Annotated in this window: 22 protein-coding genes and 1 pseudogene; 12 read left to right on the plus strand and 11 right to left on the minus strand. The window is 64.9% G+C overall.

The window, feature by feature from the left end:
* Nucleotides 1-45 precede the first annotated feature (45 nt).
* A complete protein-coding gene (locus K7G82_RS14355) occupies nt 46-252 on the minus strand; it encodes a hypothetical protein (protein ID WP_222990585.1) in 207 nt (68 codons plus the stop codon).
* Nucleotides 253-598: 346 nt separating this feature from the next.
* Between K7G82_RS14355 and K7G82_RS14360 the strand changes: the two genes are divergently transcribed.
* The gene (locus K7G82_RS14360) at nt 599-778 is read left to right on the plus strand and encodes a hypothetical protein (protein ID WP_222990586.1); all 180 of its coding nucleotides are present in this window, start codon (nt 599-601) and stop codon (nt 776-778) included.
* A gap of 12 nt (nt 779-790) precedes the next feature.
* Nucleotides 791-1,453 carry a DUF6766 family protein gene (locus K7G82_RS14365; RefSeq protein ID WP_222990587.1) on the plus strand — a complete coding sequence of 221 codons (663 nt, stop codon included), beginning with the start codon at nt 791-793 and terminating at the stop codon, nt 1,451-1,453.
* Nucleotides 1,454-1,473: 20 nt separating this feature from the next.
* On the opposite strand, the gene K7G82_RS14370 is transcribed toward K7G82_RS14365, so the two are convergent.
* The gene (locus tag K7G82_RS14370) at nt 1,474-1,884 is read right to left on the minus strand and encodes a DUF3597 domain-containing protein (protein ID WP_222990588.1); all 411 of its coding nucleotides are present in this window, start codon (nt 1,882-1,884) and stop codon (nt 1,474-1,476) included.
* 178 nt (nt 1,885-2,062) lie between these two features.
* Here K7G82_RS14370 and K7G82_RS14375 point away from each other — a divergent pair, with 178 nt between their 5' ends.
* Genes K7G82_RS14375 through K7G82_RS14390 form a run of 4 tightly spaced genes read left to right on the plus strand, consistent with a single transcriptional unit; the run spans nt 2,063 to nt 3,917 of the window.
* Nucleotides 2,063-2,629, plus strand: coding sequence for a DUF4142 domain-containing protein (locus tag K7G82_RS14375; protein WP_222990589.1), 567 nt, complete (start codon nt 2,063-2,065; stop codon nt 2,627-2,629).
* The gene (locus tag K7G82_RS14380; protein WP_222990590.1) at nt 2,626-2,808 is read left to right on the plus strand and encodes a hypothetical protein; all 183 of its coding nucleotides are present in this window, start codon (nt 2,626-2,628) and stop codon (nt 2,806-2,808) included. The genes K7G82_RS14375 and K7G82_RS14380 overlap by 4 nt, the downstream gene beginning before the upstream one ends.
* A 15-nt stretch (nt 2,809-2,823) precedes the next feature.
* A complete protein-coding gene (locus tag K7G82_RS14385) occupies nt 2,824-3,402 on the plus strand; it encodes a CinA family protein (protein WP_222990591.1) in 579 nt (192 codons plus the stop codon).
* A 2-nt stretch (nt 3,403-3,404) separates the two neighbouring features.
* A complete protein-coding gene (locus K7G82_RS14390) occupies nt 3,405-3,917 on the plus strand; it encodes a hemerythrin domain-containing protein (protein WP_222990592.1) in 513 nt (170 codons plus the stop codon).
* 54 nt (nt 3,918-3,971) lie between these two features.
* On the opposite strand, the gene K7G82_RS14395 is transcribed toward K7G82_RS14390, so the two are convergent.
* Nucleotides 3,972-4,163: a hypothetical protein gene (locus K7G82_RS14395; protein WP_222990593.1), complete on the minus strand. Its 192-nt coding sequence runs from the start codon at nt 4,161-4,163 to the stop codon at nt 3,972-3,974.
* Nucleotides 4,164-4,185: 22 nt separating this feature from the next.
* Nucleotides 4,186-4,776, minus strand: a complete 591-nt coding sequence (locus tag K7G82_RS14400; protein WP_222990594.1) for a hemerythrin domain-containing protein — start codon at nt 4,774-4,776, stop codon at nt 4,186-4,188.
* 144 nt (nt 4,777-4,920) lie between these two features.
* Here K7G82_RS14400 and K7G82_RS14405 point away from each other — a divergent pair, with 144 nt between their 5' ends.
* Nucleotides 4,921-5,676, plus strand: a complete 756-nt coding sequence (locus K7G82_RS14405) for an SDR family oxidoreductase (RefSeq protein WP_222990595.1) — start codon at nt 4,921-4,923, stop codon at nt 5,674-5,676.
* Nucleotides 5,673-6,797, plus strand: a complete 1,125-nt coding sequence (locus tag K7G82_RS14410; protein WP_222990596.1) for a glycoside hydrolase family 130 protein — start codon at nt 5,673-5,675, stop codon at nt 6,795-6,797. Before K7G82_RS14405 ends, K7G82_RS14410 begins: the two co-directional genes overlap by 4 nt.
* Here the strand turns inward: K7G82_RS14410 and K7G82_RS14415 are convergent.
* The 6 genes from K7G82_RS14415 to K7G82_RS14440 form a co-directional block, all read right to left on the minus strand.
* Nucleotides 6,760-7,008, minus strand: a complete 249-nt coding sequence (locus K7G82_RS14415) for a CsbD family protein (RefSeq protein WP_222990597.1) — start codon at nt 7,006-7,008, stop codon at nt 6,760-6,762. The two genes, K7G82_RS14410 and K7G82_RS14415, sit on opposite strands and share 38 nt — an antisense overlap.
* Before the next feature lie 72 nt (nt 7,009-7,080).
* On the minus strand, nt 7,081-7,665 hold the full coding sequence (locus K7G82_RS14420) for a 3'-5' exonuclease family protein (RefSeq protein WP_222990714.1): 585 nt from the start codon (nt 7,663-7,665) through the stop codon (nt 7,081-7,083).
* A 241-nt stretch (nt 7,666-7,906) separates the two neighbouring features.
* Nucleotides 7,907-8,467, minus strand: coding sequence for a CC0125/CC1285 family lipoprotein (locus tag K7G82_RS14425; RefSeq protein ID WP_222990598.1), 561 nt, complete (start codon nt 8,465-8,467; stop codon nt 7,907-7,909).
* Between the two features lie 92 nt (nt 8,468-8,559).
* Nucleotides 8,560-9,525: a cation diffusion facilitator family transporter gene (locus K7G82_RS14430; RefSeq protein WP_222990715.1), complete on the minus strand. Its 966-nt coding sequence runs from the start codon at nt 9,523-9,525 to the stop codon at nt 8,560-8,562.
* A gap of 86 nt (nt 9,526-9,611) precedes the next feature.
* Nucleotides 9,612-10,811 (minus strand): App1 family protein phosphatidate phosphatase, encoded by a 1,200-nt coding sequence (locus K7G82_RS14435; RefSeq protein WP_222990599.1) that lies wholly within the window; start codon nt 10,809-10,811, stop codon nt 9,612-9,614.
* The gene (locus K7G82_RS14440; protein ID WP_222990600.1) at nt 10,808-11,416 is read right to left on the minus strand and encodes a DedA family protein; all 609 of its coding nucleotides are present in this window, start codon (nt 11,414-11,416) and stop codon (nt 10,808-10,810) included. Before K7G82_RS14440 ends, K7G82_RS14435 begins: the two co-directional genes overlap by 4 nt.
* A gap of 142 nt (nt 11,417-11,558) precedes the next feature.
* Here K7G82_RS14440 and K7G82_RS14445 point away from each other — a divergent pair, with 142 nt between their 5' ends.
* The 4 genes from K7G82_RS14445 to K7G82_RS14460 are packed head-to-tail and all read left to right on the plus strand — an operon-like array spanning nt 11,559 to nt 14,699.
* Nucleotides 11,559-11,990 (plus strand): DUF2231 domain-containing protein, encoded by a 432-nt coding sequence (locus tag K7G82_RS14445; RefSeq protein ID WP_222990601.1) that lies wholly within the window; start codon nt 11,559-11,561, stop codon nt 11,988-11,990.
* Nucleotides 11,990-13,330, plus strand: coding sequence for a PQQ-dependent sugar dehydrogenase (locus K7G82_RS14450; RefSeq protein WP_222990602.1), 1,341 nt, complete (start codon nt 11,990-11,992; stop codon nt 13,328-13,330). The genes K7G82_RS14445 and K7G82_RS14450 overlap by 1 nt, the downstream gene beginning before the upstream one ends.
* Entirely contained in the window at nt 13,327-14,034 is a 708-nt protein-coding gene (locus tag K7G82_RS14455) for a cytochrome c oxidase assembly protein (protein ID WP_222990603.1), read from the plus strand. Before K7G82_RS14450 ends, K7G82_RS14455 begins: the two co-directional genes overlap by 4 nt.
* Nucleotides 14,031-14,699: a cytochrome b gene (locus K7G82_RS14460; protein WP_222990604.1), complete on the plus strand. Its 669-nt coding sequence runs from the start codon at nt 14,031-14,033 to the stop codon at nt 14,697-14,699. The genes K7G82_RS14455 and K7G82_RS14460 overlap by 4 nt, the downstream gene beginning before the upstream one ends.
* Nucleotides 14,700-14,712: 13 nt before the next feature.
* On the opposite strand, the pseudogene K7G82_RS30310 reads toward K7G82_RS14460, so the two are convergent.
* Nucleotides 14,713-15,396: pseudogene (locus K7G82_RS30310) on the minus strand (c-type cytochrome); the annotation flags it as partial.
* Between the last annotated feature and the right edge of the window lie 13 nt (nt 15,397-15,409).

Below are 15,409 nucleotides of genomic sequence, written 5' to 3' on the forward strand. Positions count from 1 at the left end.
GGATGCCCATCCCCGACGAGCGGGGATGGCAGGGTGTGGATCAAATCAAACCGGGTTCGGCTCACGGGGTTTGGCGCCCTCTTCGACGTCCGCCCTTGGTTTGCGCGCTGCCAGCCTCAACCAGGTTTCGGCTGCCTGGATGTGGATGCGGGCGCGGTTGGGCACGGTCTCGGCTTTCGCCAGCCGTATCGCTTCCCTGGCGCGCTCCAGCAGGACTTCACGGGTTTCTCGGACGGGTGTCGAAACACTCATTCCACCACTCTCCGGAGTTCGCTTGTCTCCGCACGCACGACGAGCTGCTCATATCCGACCGCGATGCACGCATGCGCGCGGCGGGCACAGGCGTCAGCGGCGGCTCCGGCCCGGTCTCGTTCCTCGCGGGCACGTTTCTGAAAATATCTCATGTCGTCTTGCACCATGGTGCGACTCCATTTCCGACGCCCCCCGGCTGCGGTGCGCGCCTATTAGGACGTGCCGCCCCCATGATCATTGATCGACATCAGCATCGCGACGAAAGGCTGCCGCGTCGCGATCATCTCGAGAGTTGTTCCAAGAACCTTGGCCGCGCCCGTGCGTTGGATCGCGCAGGAGGTCGCCCATGAACAGCAAAATTCCCAACGAAGAGATGATCGTCGGCCGCGACGGCGTGGAGATTGATCCACCGGCAAAACCAGAAAGGCCGGGCACTGGCGGGCATCCCCTGCCGGCCGACGGCAAGGCCCGGCACGGATCGATCCCCGAAAGCCTGGAAAAGAAGAAGGGCCATGGCGCCAACTGAAGGGGCACAGCCATGCGACGCATCTGGCGCGACAATGGATTGACGATCGTGCTGCTGGCGATGTTCGCCGTCAGCTTTGTCGGACACTGGCTGGCGGGCTGGCATTTCGAGAATGAGGAACTCGCCCGCCAGGGCGAAGCCGCGATCTCGCTGGGCCGATACACGACCGATCCGCAATTCCTCTCCAGCGTGTTCGAGAACTGGGAAAGCGAATTCCTGCAGATGTCGGCCTATGTCGTGCTGACCGCATTCCTGTTCCAGAAGGGATCGTCGGAGTCCAAGGATCCCGACGCCCCGCCACGCGACGCCGATCTCGCCGCCCAGTCAAGGAAACCCGGCGCACCCGCGATCCTGAAAGCGGGCGCGGCGATGCGCTGGCTCTACGCACATTCGCTCGGCACGGTTTTGCTGGTCCTCTTTCTTCTCTCCTTCGCGCTGCACTGGACCTTCAGCGCACACGAAGCGGCGGCGGAAGCGCTGCGCAACGGTGAGACACCGCTTTCGACGATCAATTATCTCGGCAGCGCGCAGCTCTGGTTCGAATCCTTCCAGAACTGGCAAAGCGAGTTCCTGTCGACCGCGGTCCTCGTCGTGCTCAGCATCTTCCTGCGGCAACGCGAGTCACCCGAATCGAAGCCCGTTGCGGCACCGCACGACAAAACCGGCGGCGATTGACCAGGCCCGTGTTCGAACGATCAGTCGCGCAAGTCGTCAGGCACGACGCCGCCATTTTCGGCGAGCTTGCGCATCACCGCCTTGTGGAGCGCGACATTCTGTTCGGCGCTGCCGTTCGGTCCGGCATGAATGCCAAGCTCGTCGGCGAGGTTCGCGCGGGCCGACAGGCTGGAATCGAGATCGAGCAGCTTCAGCAGATCGACGATCGAGGTCCGCCAGTTCCCGCCCGGCCTCAGGGTCGCCATCTCGGTCAGAACCGCATCGACATCGACCTGCGGCGCGGCCGGGGTGACTGTGGGTTGCGCGGGCGCGACCGGAGGCGCGGACGGGCTCGGCGGCGCCTCGGGAGCCGGCGTCGCGGGCGCGGACGGTGCGCCGGTTGCGGGCTTGTGTCCGAAGATCTTGTTCATGATCGAACCGAAAATGCTCATGGCCGGGCCTTTCACCGCTCAGTTGATACCGTCGGTCAAACGCGGTCCGCCCGCCAAAGGTCCACGCGATCTATCTGTCACGAAACTCGTCGAAACACATCGATAGCGCCGGAACATCGGGGTTCGGGCAGCCGTTGACACGCCCGCAGGCACCGGCCTGTCAAACGGGAGACTGTTCATGATCCGCAGCCCATTCGCGCTGATATCGGTATCCGTCCTGGCCCTTGCTGCCTGCGGCCCCAAGGATGACGCCACAACCGCAAACCTCCAGAACGTGGCTTCGGCCGAGATACCCGGCGCGCAGGGCGCGCCCGCCCTGAGCCCCGGCCAGGATTTCGCGAACAAGGCGGCGGCCAGCGACGCGTTCGAGATCGCGATCTCCAAACTGGCGGCCGACAAGGCGCAATCAGCCGCGATCAAGACCTTCGCGCGCAAGATGATCGACGCGCATACTCAATCCACCGCCAAGCTGAAGACCGCCGCCGCGACGGCGACGCCGCCCATCATTCCCGATCCGGTGCTGACGGCGGACCAGCAGGCAAAGCTGGCCGACCTTCAGTCAAAGTCCGGCGCCGCGTTCGACGCCGCATTCGCGGCCGAACAGGTCTCCGCACATGAGGCCGCGCTCGACGTCCTGCGCGGCTATGCGGCCAATGGCGATGTCGCAACGCTCAAGACCTTCGCGACCGAAACGACGCCCATTGTCACCGCGCATCTCAACATGGCGAAATCGCTCAAGCCATGAGCGGATACGACAGAGCATGGTGGACCGCCCGCGCTTCCGCGTGCCGCCGGACCGCCGCCGAGACCGACAATGCCGCGGTGCGCAGGCGTTTCCTCGTCTTCGCCGAAAGGTATGACGAACTCGCCGCCGGTCACACCACAAGCGGTGAAGCGGCGGCGATGGCTGACGGCGGCGGCTGACGTCCGGATCCCGTGATGACGGCCGAAACCCTGTCCCCAGCGCTGCCCGAAGATGTCGAGCGCTTGGCCCAGACCCTGCTCACGCGCGCCTGTGCGGAGTCGCTGACACTGGCCACGGCGGAAAGCTGTACCGGTGGACTGATCGCATCGATCCTCACCGATGTGGAGGGCATGGGGCACGCGTTCGAGCGCGGCTTCATCGTCTATACCGGCAGGGCGAAGGCCGACATGCTCGCCCTCGACCCCGGCCTCATCGCGCGTTGCGGCGCGGTGAGCGCGGGTGTGGCGATCGCGATGGCACAGGGCGCGCTCGCCGCATCGCACGCCGATATCGCCGTGGCGGTGACCGGTTTTGCCGGTCCGGCGGGACCGGACGACGAGCCCGGCCTTGTCCATTTCGCGAGCGCGCGCCGGGGCCAAGCGGCCACGCATCATGTCGCGCATTTCGGTGATATCGGGCGCGGCGGCGTGCGCGTGGCGGCCACGCGCGTGGCGCTGGAAATGATGCTCGGCGAAATCGATCGCACCGCCCCGGAAGCAGGGAACTTCGGACTTTTGCCCGTGGTTGGAAGCGAGTCCAATCAAGGAGACTGATCATGGCGGACCAGCAATTCACCGATGCCATCGCCCTGCTGAAGGCGGATCACCGCAAGGTGGAGGATCTGTTCGAGCAATTCGAGAATGCGCGCGATTCCAGCCGCAAGCAGGCGATCGCCAACAAGATCTGCACCGAACTCAAGGTGCATATGATGATCGAGGAGGAAATCTTCTATCCGGCCTTCCGGGGGAAGATCGAGGACGACACGCTCGACGAGGCCTATGTCGAGCATGACGGCGCGAAGATGCTGATCAACGACATCATGAACTCGACGGCCGATGCCGATTTCTACGACGCGAAGGTCACCGTGCTGTCGGAGGAGATCAAGCATCACGTCCATGAGGAGGAAATGCCCTCCGAGGGCATGTTCGCACAGTGCCGCAAGACCGATGTCGACCTTGTCGCGCTGCGAGACGAGATGGCAGCGCGCAAACAGGAACTGCTCGATACAGCGGAAAACGGCGGACTGCCGCCCGCGAAACCCAGAACCGTCAGCCTTCAGCCGGCGTGACGCCGACGCGCAGCGCAAGCGCCACCCAACCAAGGCTGACGCTTGCGCCTTCGCTTACGCGCTGCCGCCCGGTGCCTTGTGCGGTTTTGGGCTCGTTCCGGTCGATGGCGTTCCCCCTCCCCCCACGGGATCGTCGTCATAATCCTCACCCGGATTGCCGCCCCCGGCACCGGCGCCACTGCCGTGGACGGTTCCGTCCTTGTCGATATGCGGCCGCTTGCCGCGTTCACTCTCGGTCGCGTCCATGCGCGTCTCCCTCGTCTTCGGGTCAGGCGATCTTGAAGCCTTCCTTGTTCATCGCCAGCGTCACATGCCTGTTGCCGGCCTCGCCAAGGGCGGTGTGGAGCATGGGAAAGAGCTCGTCCTCCTCCTCGCGCACATGCTTTTCCAGATCCACGCGGAACGCGCGCAGCTTGACGATCCAGGCCGGACTGTCCCTGTCGAGCTCGGTCAGCTCGAACAGATATTGCTTCACATAGCCGTGATCGCGGTTGAGTCCGTCGGCCGCCTCGATCTGACCATGCTGGCGCATCGCCGGGTAGACGACATTCTCTTCCTGGAAGGCATGTTTGGCCAGCGCGTGCTTGAGTTGGGTCAGCAGCATGCCGCGCCTGCGAACATGGCTGTCTTCCGTCCGTTCCAGCGCCTCGAAAATGGCGAGCGTGGCGCGATGCTCGGCCTTCAGCCCCTCCATCCAGTCGCCGGCCGCCACCGTCGCGCCCTGCACGATCGCCTTGCGTCCCAGATTGGCCGCCAGCCCTGCCGCGACGCCGATCGCCGCCGCGCCGATGAACGCGCTGGTGCCCTTGGTGTTGCCGCCGCTGCCCGCCGATTTCTTCGCTTTCGCTGTCGTCGCCATGATCTGTCCCTCTTCATGGTTTCGCCCCCGCGCCGTCGGGCAACGCGCGCGCCGCGGCGAAAGTTGCGGGGACCGCGCAAGCGCAACAGCGGGAACCCAGGGCATGCTCGCTGCTTTCTCCAGGCAGACAGAGGAGCTTCGATCATGACATCGGAACGCGACGCTCATACCGAACAGCCATCGCTCGACGGCCGCAACGCCATCGTCACCGGGGGCACCACCGGCATCGGGCGCGCCATTGCGACCCTGCTCGCCAGCAAGGGCGTACGCGTCTTCATCTGTGGGCGGAACGCCGATCATCTGGAGGACGCGCTCGCCCGTATCCGCGAAGTCGGCGATGGCGACGGCATCGCGGTCGATCTGGCGGAGGCGGAAGGTGTGGACCGCTTCTTCGCCGCCGCCGACGCCTGGCTGGGTGGCCTCGACATCGCCATCATAAACGCTGCGGTTCCCGCCGAAGCGCTCGCGGAGACGGACGAGGACGATACCCGCTATCAGATCGAAACCGATTTCACCGCCTATCTGATCGCCACGCAAAAAGCGGCCGAACGCATGCGCGAGGGCAGTGACATCGTGCTCATCGGCTCGATGTCCGCGGTTTCGCGCAAGGGCGGATCGTCGATCTACGTCGCTGCCAAATCGGGGATCCAGGGTTTCGCCAAATCGCTGCGCGAGGAACTGGCGGAGCGCGACATCAAGGTCGGGCTCATCGAACCCGGCTTCACCGGCGCCGATTTCCAATATCCCGATTTCCCGCCCGACAAACAGGTGGAACTGATCAATGAACACAAGATGCTGCGCGCCGAGGATATCGCGGTCGCCGCACATTACATGCTGACCCAGCCGAGGCGGACTGCGGTCTCGCTGATGCACGTCGAGACCCGGCTGGATCATCCATGAGCAGCCATGCCGTCGACCGGCTCGTCCTGATTCCCGACGAGATCGATCTGGCGCGATCGCCGCTCGCCGGCCATCTCGATGCCGAAACCTATGTGCTCGGCGCGTTCAATCCGGCGCTGACGATGCTGCCGAACGGTAATCTGCTGATGATGGTACGGATCGCCGAGGCGCTGCGTACGCCGATCCGCGACGGTCATGTCCATGCGATTCGATGGAACGCGGGCGGCTACCGTCTCGACGCCTGGCCGCTCGAAACCGTCAACACCGCCGATCCGCGCAAGTTCAGCATCCCGGGCGGCGGCTGGGACATCATGGCGCTCACATCGCTGTCATGGCTGCTGCCCGTCGAACTGACGCCGGACGGGCTCGAGGTGGTCGCGATCCATTACGACCGCGCGATCGCACCCGGTCACAGCGTGCAATGTTACGGCGTGGAGGATGCGCGGATCAGCCGTGTCGATGGGCGCTACCTTATGACCACATGTTCCGTCAGCCCCGAGCGCCATTCGACCACGCTTTATACGTCGGACGACGCCGTCGACTGGCAGTTCGAAGGAATCGTGCTCGATCACCAGAACAAGGACATGCTGATCTTCGAAGGACTGATCGACGACCGATACTGGGCGCAGACCCGCCCGCTCGGCGCGCTCTATTTCGCCTATCCGCCGGGCAGCCAATGGCGCGCCGGCCCGTCGATCAACCTGGCGACCTCACCCGATGCCTTGCACTGGAAACCGCATCTTTCACCGGGCATCCGCCCGCATGCAGGCACCGTCGCCACCGCGCGCATGGGCGGCGGCGCGCCCCCGATCCTCACGCCCGATGGCTGGCTGACATTGTGGCACGGGGTCGAGCCGAAAGAGATCGTCGGCATCTATCGCACCTATTGGTCGCTGCTCGACCGCGACGATCCGACGCGTATCCTTCGTACGGATCATCAGCCATTGCTTGAGCCCGCTCCTGCACTCACCGCGCCGATCGAGCATCAGATGTACGTGCGGGATGTCGTCTTCACCACCGGCATAGTCGATGCCGGCGATCATTATGTCGTGGCGTCGGGCGAAGCCGATCTGGCGTGCCGGATCACGCATATTCCGAAAACGGCTTTTCGTTCGGACTGAATGCGAAAGGGGCGCCCGCAGGGGCCCCGGACGGTCGGCGTTTGAGGTCGGCTTCGGCACGCGCGTGCGCCTTTTCGGCATCACCCTTCGCTTCCTGTGCATCGCCTTCGACCACCAGGTCGGGACAATCGGCCGCCTCGCCGATTGCGCGCTTCGCCTTGCCGACGGTTTCGCCAACGACGCCCTTGGCGCGATCCTTGATCTCACCCATGATAAAGCTCCTGAGTGCCTGATTGCACGAAAGGACAATGTCGGCTCAAAGGCCGATGTTCCGAGCCGTTCGTCACGCGTGGAGATTTGCGGGCAGGGTCCGGTCGTGCTGCAGCACGGCTACCTCCTCGGCCGCTGTTCGGACCGCGCGCCAATGGGCGTAGTCGTCTTCCGCATCGGCCAGCGCCCGATGGGCGGGCTGCTTCTCGAAAACGCGAACTGCGCATTGCTCCAGAAGCGCCTCGACGTTTTCCGACAATCGCTCCGCTGAAATGACGGGCCGAAGGATCGCAGAAGCACATTCGCGACGTGCCGCATCGCTACCGCGCAGCCGCAGGCTGTGCCGCGGCAATCCGGCGCCTCGCAACAAGGTGCTCAACCATTTGCCATCCCAGGATGGAGCGCTGGCCAGAAGATCATGGCCGGACAATGTCTCGACCATTCGCGTTGCCACGAGATTGTGATCGGTGCCGTCTCGCATCAGCGCGCTTCTGCTCAGCTTGTGTATCGCCTCGGCATCCTCATCCCAATCCGTCCAGGCCGGTGCGGGACGGATGAGATGCGCCTCGGATCGGCCATCCTCGAACACCCACGCCACTTCGATGGGGTAGCTGCGCTTGCCGAGCGACGAGGCTTCGAAATCTAGAAATACCAGCATCACGCTCCAACATATTGGCTCCCCCCCCGAATAAACGAAGGGCCGCCCCCTGAGGGACGGCCCTTCCATTGTCCTGCCTGTTTGACGGCTCAGGCGAGCCGGCCCTCCAGTGCGGAGGCCATGCTCATGAGCGCCGCCATTCGCGGCATGTGACAATGAGACATTCGACCACCTCCTTTCCGTTGTTGAACAATGACATGCATATGGGTTGCGGCTTCGTGAATTCAATCTGCGAGGGTGGTCAACTCGGTGGCGTCAACCGGGACTGCAGATTGCCGACCACATCGCGCGCCTCGAAGGCACGCGTGTCGCTGCCGGGCTTCCGGCCCCGTCCCATGACGATCTCGGCTGTCGCCTCGTAGCGATCGACCGTGCGGATATCGATCTGCCGATCCCAGAAGGGATCGCCCCAGAAGGGATCCCAGGTGCGCCAGCCGAATCCGCGACCATAATAGCGCCAGCTCGGCTCCCAATATCCCCAGGGCCCCGAGGAGAACGGTCGGTCGACATAGGTCCGGCTGCGCCGCTCGGTGTCGCGGTCGGCCATCACGAACCAGTCATAGCCGCGATCGAGCGTGAGTTCCGCCGCGCGGTAGAGCAGATAAGTCTCGACCGTCTCGCGCGAGGTCATGCTGTTGCCGGCGAAGCTGACCCGGTACCGATTGGCCTCGATACGCTGGTCGCTATAGCCGCCGCTGGTCCGTGAGCCGCGTTCGAGCGGCTGATAGGGAGTCGGCGTCGCGCAACCGGACAGGAGCGCGACGGTTCCGAGCGCGGTCAGCAATGAGCGAATATTGGTCATGCGGGTTCTCCATGAATCAGGCGTCGCCCCGCCCACGAACCCATGCCGGCGCACTGAAATCCTTGCTGCTTTGGCGAATGCGCACCTGATGCTCAAAGTTCCGTTCGAACAGGAGCATCCTGTCCGGCGGCAACAGGCGGACGTGCCTGAAGAACCGCGTCGGCGCGTTTTTCAGGACGGATATAGACCGAACTGATCTGGGGCATCCTGCTCTTGAGATCCGCCTCGATCGCCTCGATCAGCGTCTCCCCATCGCCCATAGTCACGCTATCCTCGAAATCCGCGCTGATCGCGACGAACACGGCGTTCGGGGCGGTGTGAATGGTTCGAACGTGATTGACCGCGCTGATCCCGGGACGCCGTTCCACACTATGCCAGATCGTGGCGACAAGCGCCTGATCGGCACTTTCACCGATCAACAGCCCTTTCGCCTCGCGTGCCAGTAATATCGCGACGCTCGCCAGTATCGCGCCGATCGCGATCGATGCGACTCCGTCCAGCCGCGCATCGCCGGTCGCATGGCTCATCCAGACCCCTGCGGCGGCCAGGATCAGCCCCAGAAGCGCGGCGCTGTCCTCGAAAAGCACGATGAAGCCGGCCGGATCCTTGGAGCGGCGGACGGCCCTCCACCAGCCCGTATCTCCGCGTCCGGCATTGAATTCGCGGACGGCGATCGTCCAGGACGCCCCCTCCAGCAGGAAAGCGACGGCAAGCACGATATAGTTGATCATGGGATCCCGAAGCGGTTCGGGTTCGATGATATGTGTCCAGCCTTCATAGATCGATACGCCGGCTCCCACCGAGAAGATCAGGATCGCGACGACGAAGGCCCAGAAATAAAGCTCCCGGCCATAGCCGAAAGGATGCTCGGCATCGGCCGGTCGCCGGGCCTTCGCCTGACCATAGAGCAGCAGCAACTGGTTGCCGCTGTCGACGAGCGAATGCACGCCTTCGGACAACATCGACGATGATCCGCTGATTGCCGCGGCGACGAACTTGGCGATGGCGATACCGAGATTTGCGGTCAGCGCGCCGTAGAGGACGATGTTGGACTTGATATGAGCGACAACATCCCGCCCATCGGCGGCAGCCGGACCCGGTTGATCAGATGCCTGCCGCACCACGGCGATCCCTGTCCTGCCGATCACGCATCGGATGATGATGCGGGGATTTCGCCCGCCGCCTTGGCCGCCTCTGCCGGCCTGGCGAGGCCGAGCTTTTCCAGGATATCGACGGCATCGGCGAAACCGCTCGCGCAATAGGTCGCGACGCCGGCGCGCGCGATCTCGGCAAGCGCCTCCGCCTTCGGGCCTTGCGCGCAGTCGCCGGCGACGTCGCGGATGAACACGGCGGCGACCCGCTGCCCGAACCGTCGCACGGCGCGCGCGTAGATATCGACATCCATCTGGCCATTGTCACCCATCAGCAGGAAACGATGATCGGGATAAAAGGCCAGGATCGTTTCGATCGAGGCCAGCTTGTGCGTGTCATGCCCGGTCTTGATGAACTTGGTCGGATCGATGCCGATATCCTTCAGGAACATCGGACCGTGCGGAATCCGGTTGAGCTCCATGAACTCCGTCAGGAAGCCGTAGAGATTCCACGGACTCGATGAAACATAGAAGAATGGCCGGGTCGGCGCGGCGTGATTGCCCGCGATCACGCCATAAAGGCTGGCCGCTCCAGGCACGGCCAGCCTGTCTCCGGGGCGCTCGGCGAAGACGCGTCGCCAGTTCTTGAGGAAGTTGGTCGGGCCGGTCTCGATCACGGTGTCGTCGATGTCCGAGATAATGCCCCAGCGGTCATCGACACCCGGTGCGAGGATCGGAACCGCCACCGATGCCGCCTGCATCTCGCGTCGCGGCGTCGAAAGCGTGGCAGCCTCCCACCTTGTGGCCGAGGGCAAGGGACGGTCGACGGGGAGGGCGAAATGGAAATATCCCTCCTCGTCGCTGACGGCATCGTGCTGCACGCCACCGAACGCGCAGCGCACATCCACGCCCGCGACCTCGTGGCTGTTGTAGATCGCCATCATGGCGCGCGCCTTCGACCAGGTCGAACGGCCGGTCTTCAACGGCTCGGCATATCGGACGATACGCCCGCTCACCCGCATCTCCGCGCCGTTGCGATAACCCGCATAAGCGAGCATTCGAACACGCTCGCCATGCGCGTCTCCGGCAAGGAAATTCTGGAGCCGGTCGATATCCGCCTCGAGTTCGAGCGCGGTCGCATGGAGGAATTGTCGGAATCGATCCGCGACTGTCATTCCTGCTGAAACCGGAGCAGCACCATCGGGTTCCCCGGCGATCCGCGTCGCACCGGGAAAGGTGGATCGCTCGGTCATGTGCGTTCGCGCGCGCCCGGAAATGTCGCGACGCGATAAAGATACCAAAGCAGGATCACCGCCATGATCGCGCTGCTGGCCGGTCCCAGATAGCGCTCGACCTCTTCATAGCGGCTGCCAAGCGCACAGCCTGCCAGGCCGAGGGCGCTCGTCCAGGCACCTGCGCCGGCCAGGGTCAGCAGCATGAAACGCGGCAGCCCCATGCCGAAGATACCCGCCGGGATCGAAATCAAGGTTCGGATGCCGGGAACCAGATGGCCAACCGGCACCGCCCAGCGGCTGTGCGCCGCGAACCAGTGGTCGAGCGCGTCGATATCCTTGGGCGACAGCGTGATCCAGCGGCCATGACGGCCCGCCCAGCGCTTCAGCCGCTTCTCGCCGAGCCAGCGCGCGACGCCGTACCAGAAGAGCGCGCCGGACAGCGTTCCAGCCGTGCCCGCGACCAACACACCCGCCAGGCTCAACTCTCCGCCGCTCGCGGTGAAGCCGGCCATCGGCATGATCACTTCGGATGGAAGCGGTGGGAACAGGTTCTCGAGGAACATCAGCAATGCGATGCCGAGATACCCCATATCCTCGATCAGGCCGGTGATCCATTCGGTCATGCGCGCGCTCGCCTCCTCAGGTCGATGGCGCATCAACGCGCAAGGCGGGCAACAGGTTCTGCGTCGCCCATGAAACCATTGGCTGATCTCGGGGATTGTTTCGCGATGGCGCCGGCCCTTCGCCGCGCTACGGGAGATGGCAATGATCACCGAGATGCAATCGAGAATCGGTCCGCATCCGCTTCATGCGATATTGCTGGCCTTTCCTGTCGCGTTGTTCCCGGCCGGGCTCGCAACCGACATCACCTATCTCAACACCGCGGAAATCCAGTGGACGAACTTCTCCAGCTGGCTGAACGCGGGTGCGCTGCTGTTCGGCGGCCCGGTCCTGCTCTGGGCGCTGATCAACAGCGTGCGGCTGCGGCGCTCGCCCCTCCACTCCCGCGCGCTCGTCTATCTCGTGGCCGTCGCAGCGATGTGGATCCTGGGGCTGATCAATGCCTTCAAGCATAGCGGGGACGGATGGAGTTCGGTTGGCACGGGCGGACTGATCCTGTCGCTGCTGTCGGCGCTCCTCGCGCTCGCCGCCGGATGGATCGCCTTTTCGACGCGCGGCGTCGGGAGGAACGCTTGATGACCATCCGTCCCACCCTGTCGATTGCGCTTCTGCTCACACTCGCCGCGTGTGGCGGCAGCGGCCCGGCGCTCGACCAGACCGGCCCCGATCCGCGCCTGCCGGAACGCGACCAGACGCTCGTCCCGCCGATGAAGATCGCGCGCCAGACACCTTGGAACGGCGCGACCCCGACCGTTCCCAAGGGGTTTGCGATCACCGCGCTGGCGACCGACCTGAAGATTCCACGCCAGATGCTCGTCCTGCCCAATGGCGACGTTCTGGTCGCCGAAGGATCGGGCGGCAATGCACCCAAGCTGCGCCCCAAGGACGTGATCGCGGGCTATATCAAGAGCCTGGGCAAGACGAGCGTGAAGGGCGGCAATCGCATCACGCTGCTGCGCGACGCCGATGGCGACGGACGCGCCGAGACGAAGACTGTATTCATCGACAAGCTCGATGCGCCCTATGGCCTGGCGCTGGTCGACGGCACGCTCTACGTCGCCAATCAGGACGCTTTGCTCGCCTTCCCCTATGCCGATGGCCAGACCAGCATCACCGCGCCCGGCCGCGAAGTCACAAAATTGCCGTCGCGCGTCAACCATCACTGGACCAAGGCGCTGACCACCAGTGCCGACGGCACGAAACTCTATGTCGGCATCGGATCGAACAGCAATGTCGGCGAACGCGGCATGGCGATCGAGGAGGATCGCGCGGTCATCTGGGAGATCGACCGGGCGACCGGCGCGCGCAGCGTCTATGCATCGGGCATCCGCAATCCCACCGCGCTGGCGATCGACCCCTGGCAGGGCGCGGTCTGGGCAGTGGTGAACGAGCGCGACGAACTGGGGCCGCAGCTCGTGCCGGATTATCTGACAGCGGTGCGGCCGGGCGGATTCTATGGCTGGCCATACAGCTATTGGGGTCACAACGTCGATCCACGCGTACATCCCCAGAAGCCCGACATGGTCGCACGCGCGTTGACGCCCGATTATGCACTGGGATCGCATGTCGCCGCCCTCGGACTCAGCTTCATGCCGCAGGGCAATTTCCCGGGCTTCGGCGACGGCGCTTTCGTCGGACAGCATGGCAGCTGGAACCGGCAGGACCTGGCGGGATACAAGGTGGTGTGGGTGCCCTTCGCCGGCGGCCGGCCGTCAGGCAAGCCTGCCGATTTCGTGACCGGCTTTATCGAGGGCGGCAAGGCGCGCGGTCGCCCGGTCGGCGTGACATTCGATTCCCGTAGCCGCGCGCTGCTGATCGCCGACGACCTGTCCAACACCGTCTGGCGGGTCGTGCCGCTCGGACAGGCCGCGCCGCCGACGCCGGCGGCGACACCTGCTCCATCGGGAGCATCATGAGCTGGACGCCCTATTGCGGCGGCGCCCCCGATCCCGAAGGGTGGCTGACGCAATGGAACGGCGATCCGGTGCTGATCTCGGCGATGCTGCTGGCCGCCCTGCTCGGCTGGCGGCGTGAACCGGACCGTCCGGCCTTCGCGGCCGGATGGATGCTGCTCGCCTTGCTGTTCGTCTCGCCGCTCTGCGCGCTGACCAGCGCATTGTTCTCAGCCCGCGTCGCGCATCACGTCGTCATGGTCGGCGTGGCGGCGCCGCTGCTGGTCCGCGCATTCGATCTGCGGGCCGGCGCGCTCATTCCGGCGACCGCGGTTTCGATCCTGATCTTCTACGGTTGGCACTGGCCCGCAGTTTATGCGGCGGCGCTGTCCGACGACGCCGTCTTCTGGATATTGCAGATCGCGCTGCTCGCAAGCGCGACCTGGTTCTGGGCCGCGATCCACACCGCCGGCGCACCGGCCGCGGTCGCGACCCTGCTCGTGACGATGGTGGCGATGGGCCTGCTCGGCGCACTGCTGACTTTCGCCGGAAACGCGCTGTATGCGCCGCACTTGCTGACCACCTACGCCTGGGGGCTGGATCCGATCGAGGACCAGCAGCTCGCCGGCCTGATCATGTGGGCTCCGGCTGCGGGGCTCTATCTCGCGGCGGCGCTCGGCATCGCCTGGCGTACGCTCGCGCCCCGATCGGAAGAAGCGGCCGCATGATCAAGGTGATCCGCGCATGGGCACTGCGCCACACCGCCGAGCGGCGCTATTCGCCGGTCGGTCAGGGGTTCCACTGGACGATGGCCGCGCTGATCAGTTTCCAGCTCTATTGGGGCTGGTCGATGAGCCGGATGCCGGTAGGGAACGACAAGCTCGACGCCTATCGCGTCCATGCCGAGCTCGGCCTGCTGATGTTCGTACTGGCGGCTTTGCGCGCGATCTGGCGGCTGATCGTCCCCGGTCCGATCAACGATGCGGACCGGCTGGGCTGGCAGACATGGGCGGCGCATATCACCCATGTCCTTTTCTATATCTGCTTCTTCGGCCTGCCCTTGAGCGGCTGGGCGATGTGGTCGGCGCTGGGCGATGGATCGCCGCTCAGCATCGCGGGCCTCATCCCCTGGCCGCAAATGCCCTTCCATTCACTCGCCAAATCGCTGCAATGGCTGGTCCTCGACTGGTCGGAGGCCATCCATGTCGCGCTGATCCTGTTGCTGGTCGTCATGATCCCGATCCACGTCGGTGCGGCGCTGAAGCATCATTTCTGGGATCGCCACGATGTGCTGCTGGGGATGCTGCCCGAACTGCCCGAGGACGAAGCCCGGGAAGGCCCGCCGCGTAGCGCGATACCGCGCGGATCTCGGCCGCGGACAGCCGGCGGCTGATCTCGCGCATCTCGCCGAGCGGATCATTGTGCCGACGCCCCGTCCGCCAGGCGTCGAGCTGTCCGGCCAGGTAGGCGGCGGGCTGACGTCCGAGCGGCGGATTGCCCGGACCGACACCTTCCCCGGCAACGCCATGACACTGTGCACAGGGCCGAAGCCCGCGCGAGGGATCGCCCCGCAGATAAAGCGCGGCGCCTTCCGGGTTCTCCGAGTCCTCCATCTCCGTCCCCTTGAAATCCAGCCCGGCATAATAGGCCGAGACGCGCGCCCGCGCCTCGCCATCCAGCCGCCGCACGATCGCGCGCATCAGGGCATGGTCGCGCCGGCCGTTCGCATAATCGTCGAGCTGGCGGTGGAGATAGCCAGGATCGAGCCCCGCGAGCCGCGGGGTCGCGCCGCCATCACCCTCGCCGCTCAGGCCATGGCACCGCATGCAGGCCGCGGCCGGGCCGGCATCGCCGCCACCGAACGCGATCACCTCGCCGGAGGCGGAAAACAGGTCTTCCTCAGGTGCCTGCGGTGCACAGGCCATGACAGCCATGGCGGCAAGCAAAGGAAAAACCAGGGTGCGCAGCATCGCATCACGGAACCGTTCGCGCTCCGCACCGGTTCCCCCTGCGTAACGATTACCGAAAGGGTGGCATTGAGGCGTGGGGCAATCTTGACGGGGCTGATGGCGCGCGAAAGAGCCCCCCATATGCGCGCCGTTC

It is taken from the genome of Sphingomonas colocasiae (assembly GCF_019880585.1).
Lineage (GTDB): Bacteria > Pseudomonadota > Alphaproteobacteria > Sphingomonadales > Sphingomonadaceae > Sphingobium_A > Sphingobium_A colocasiae.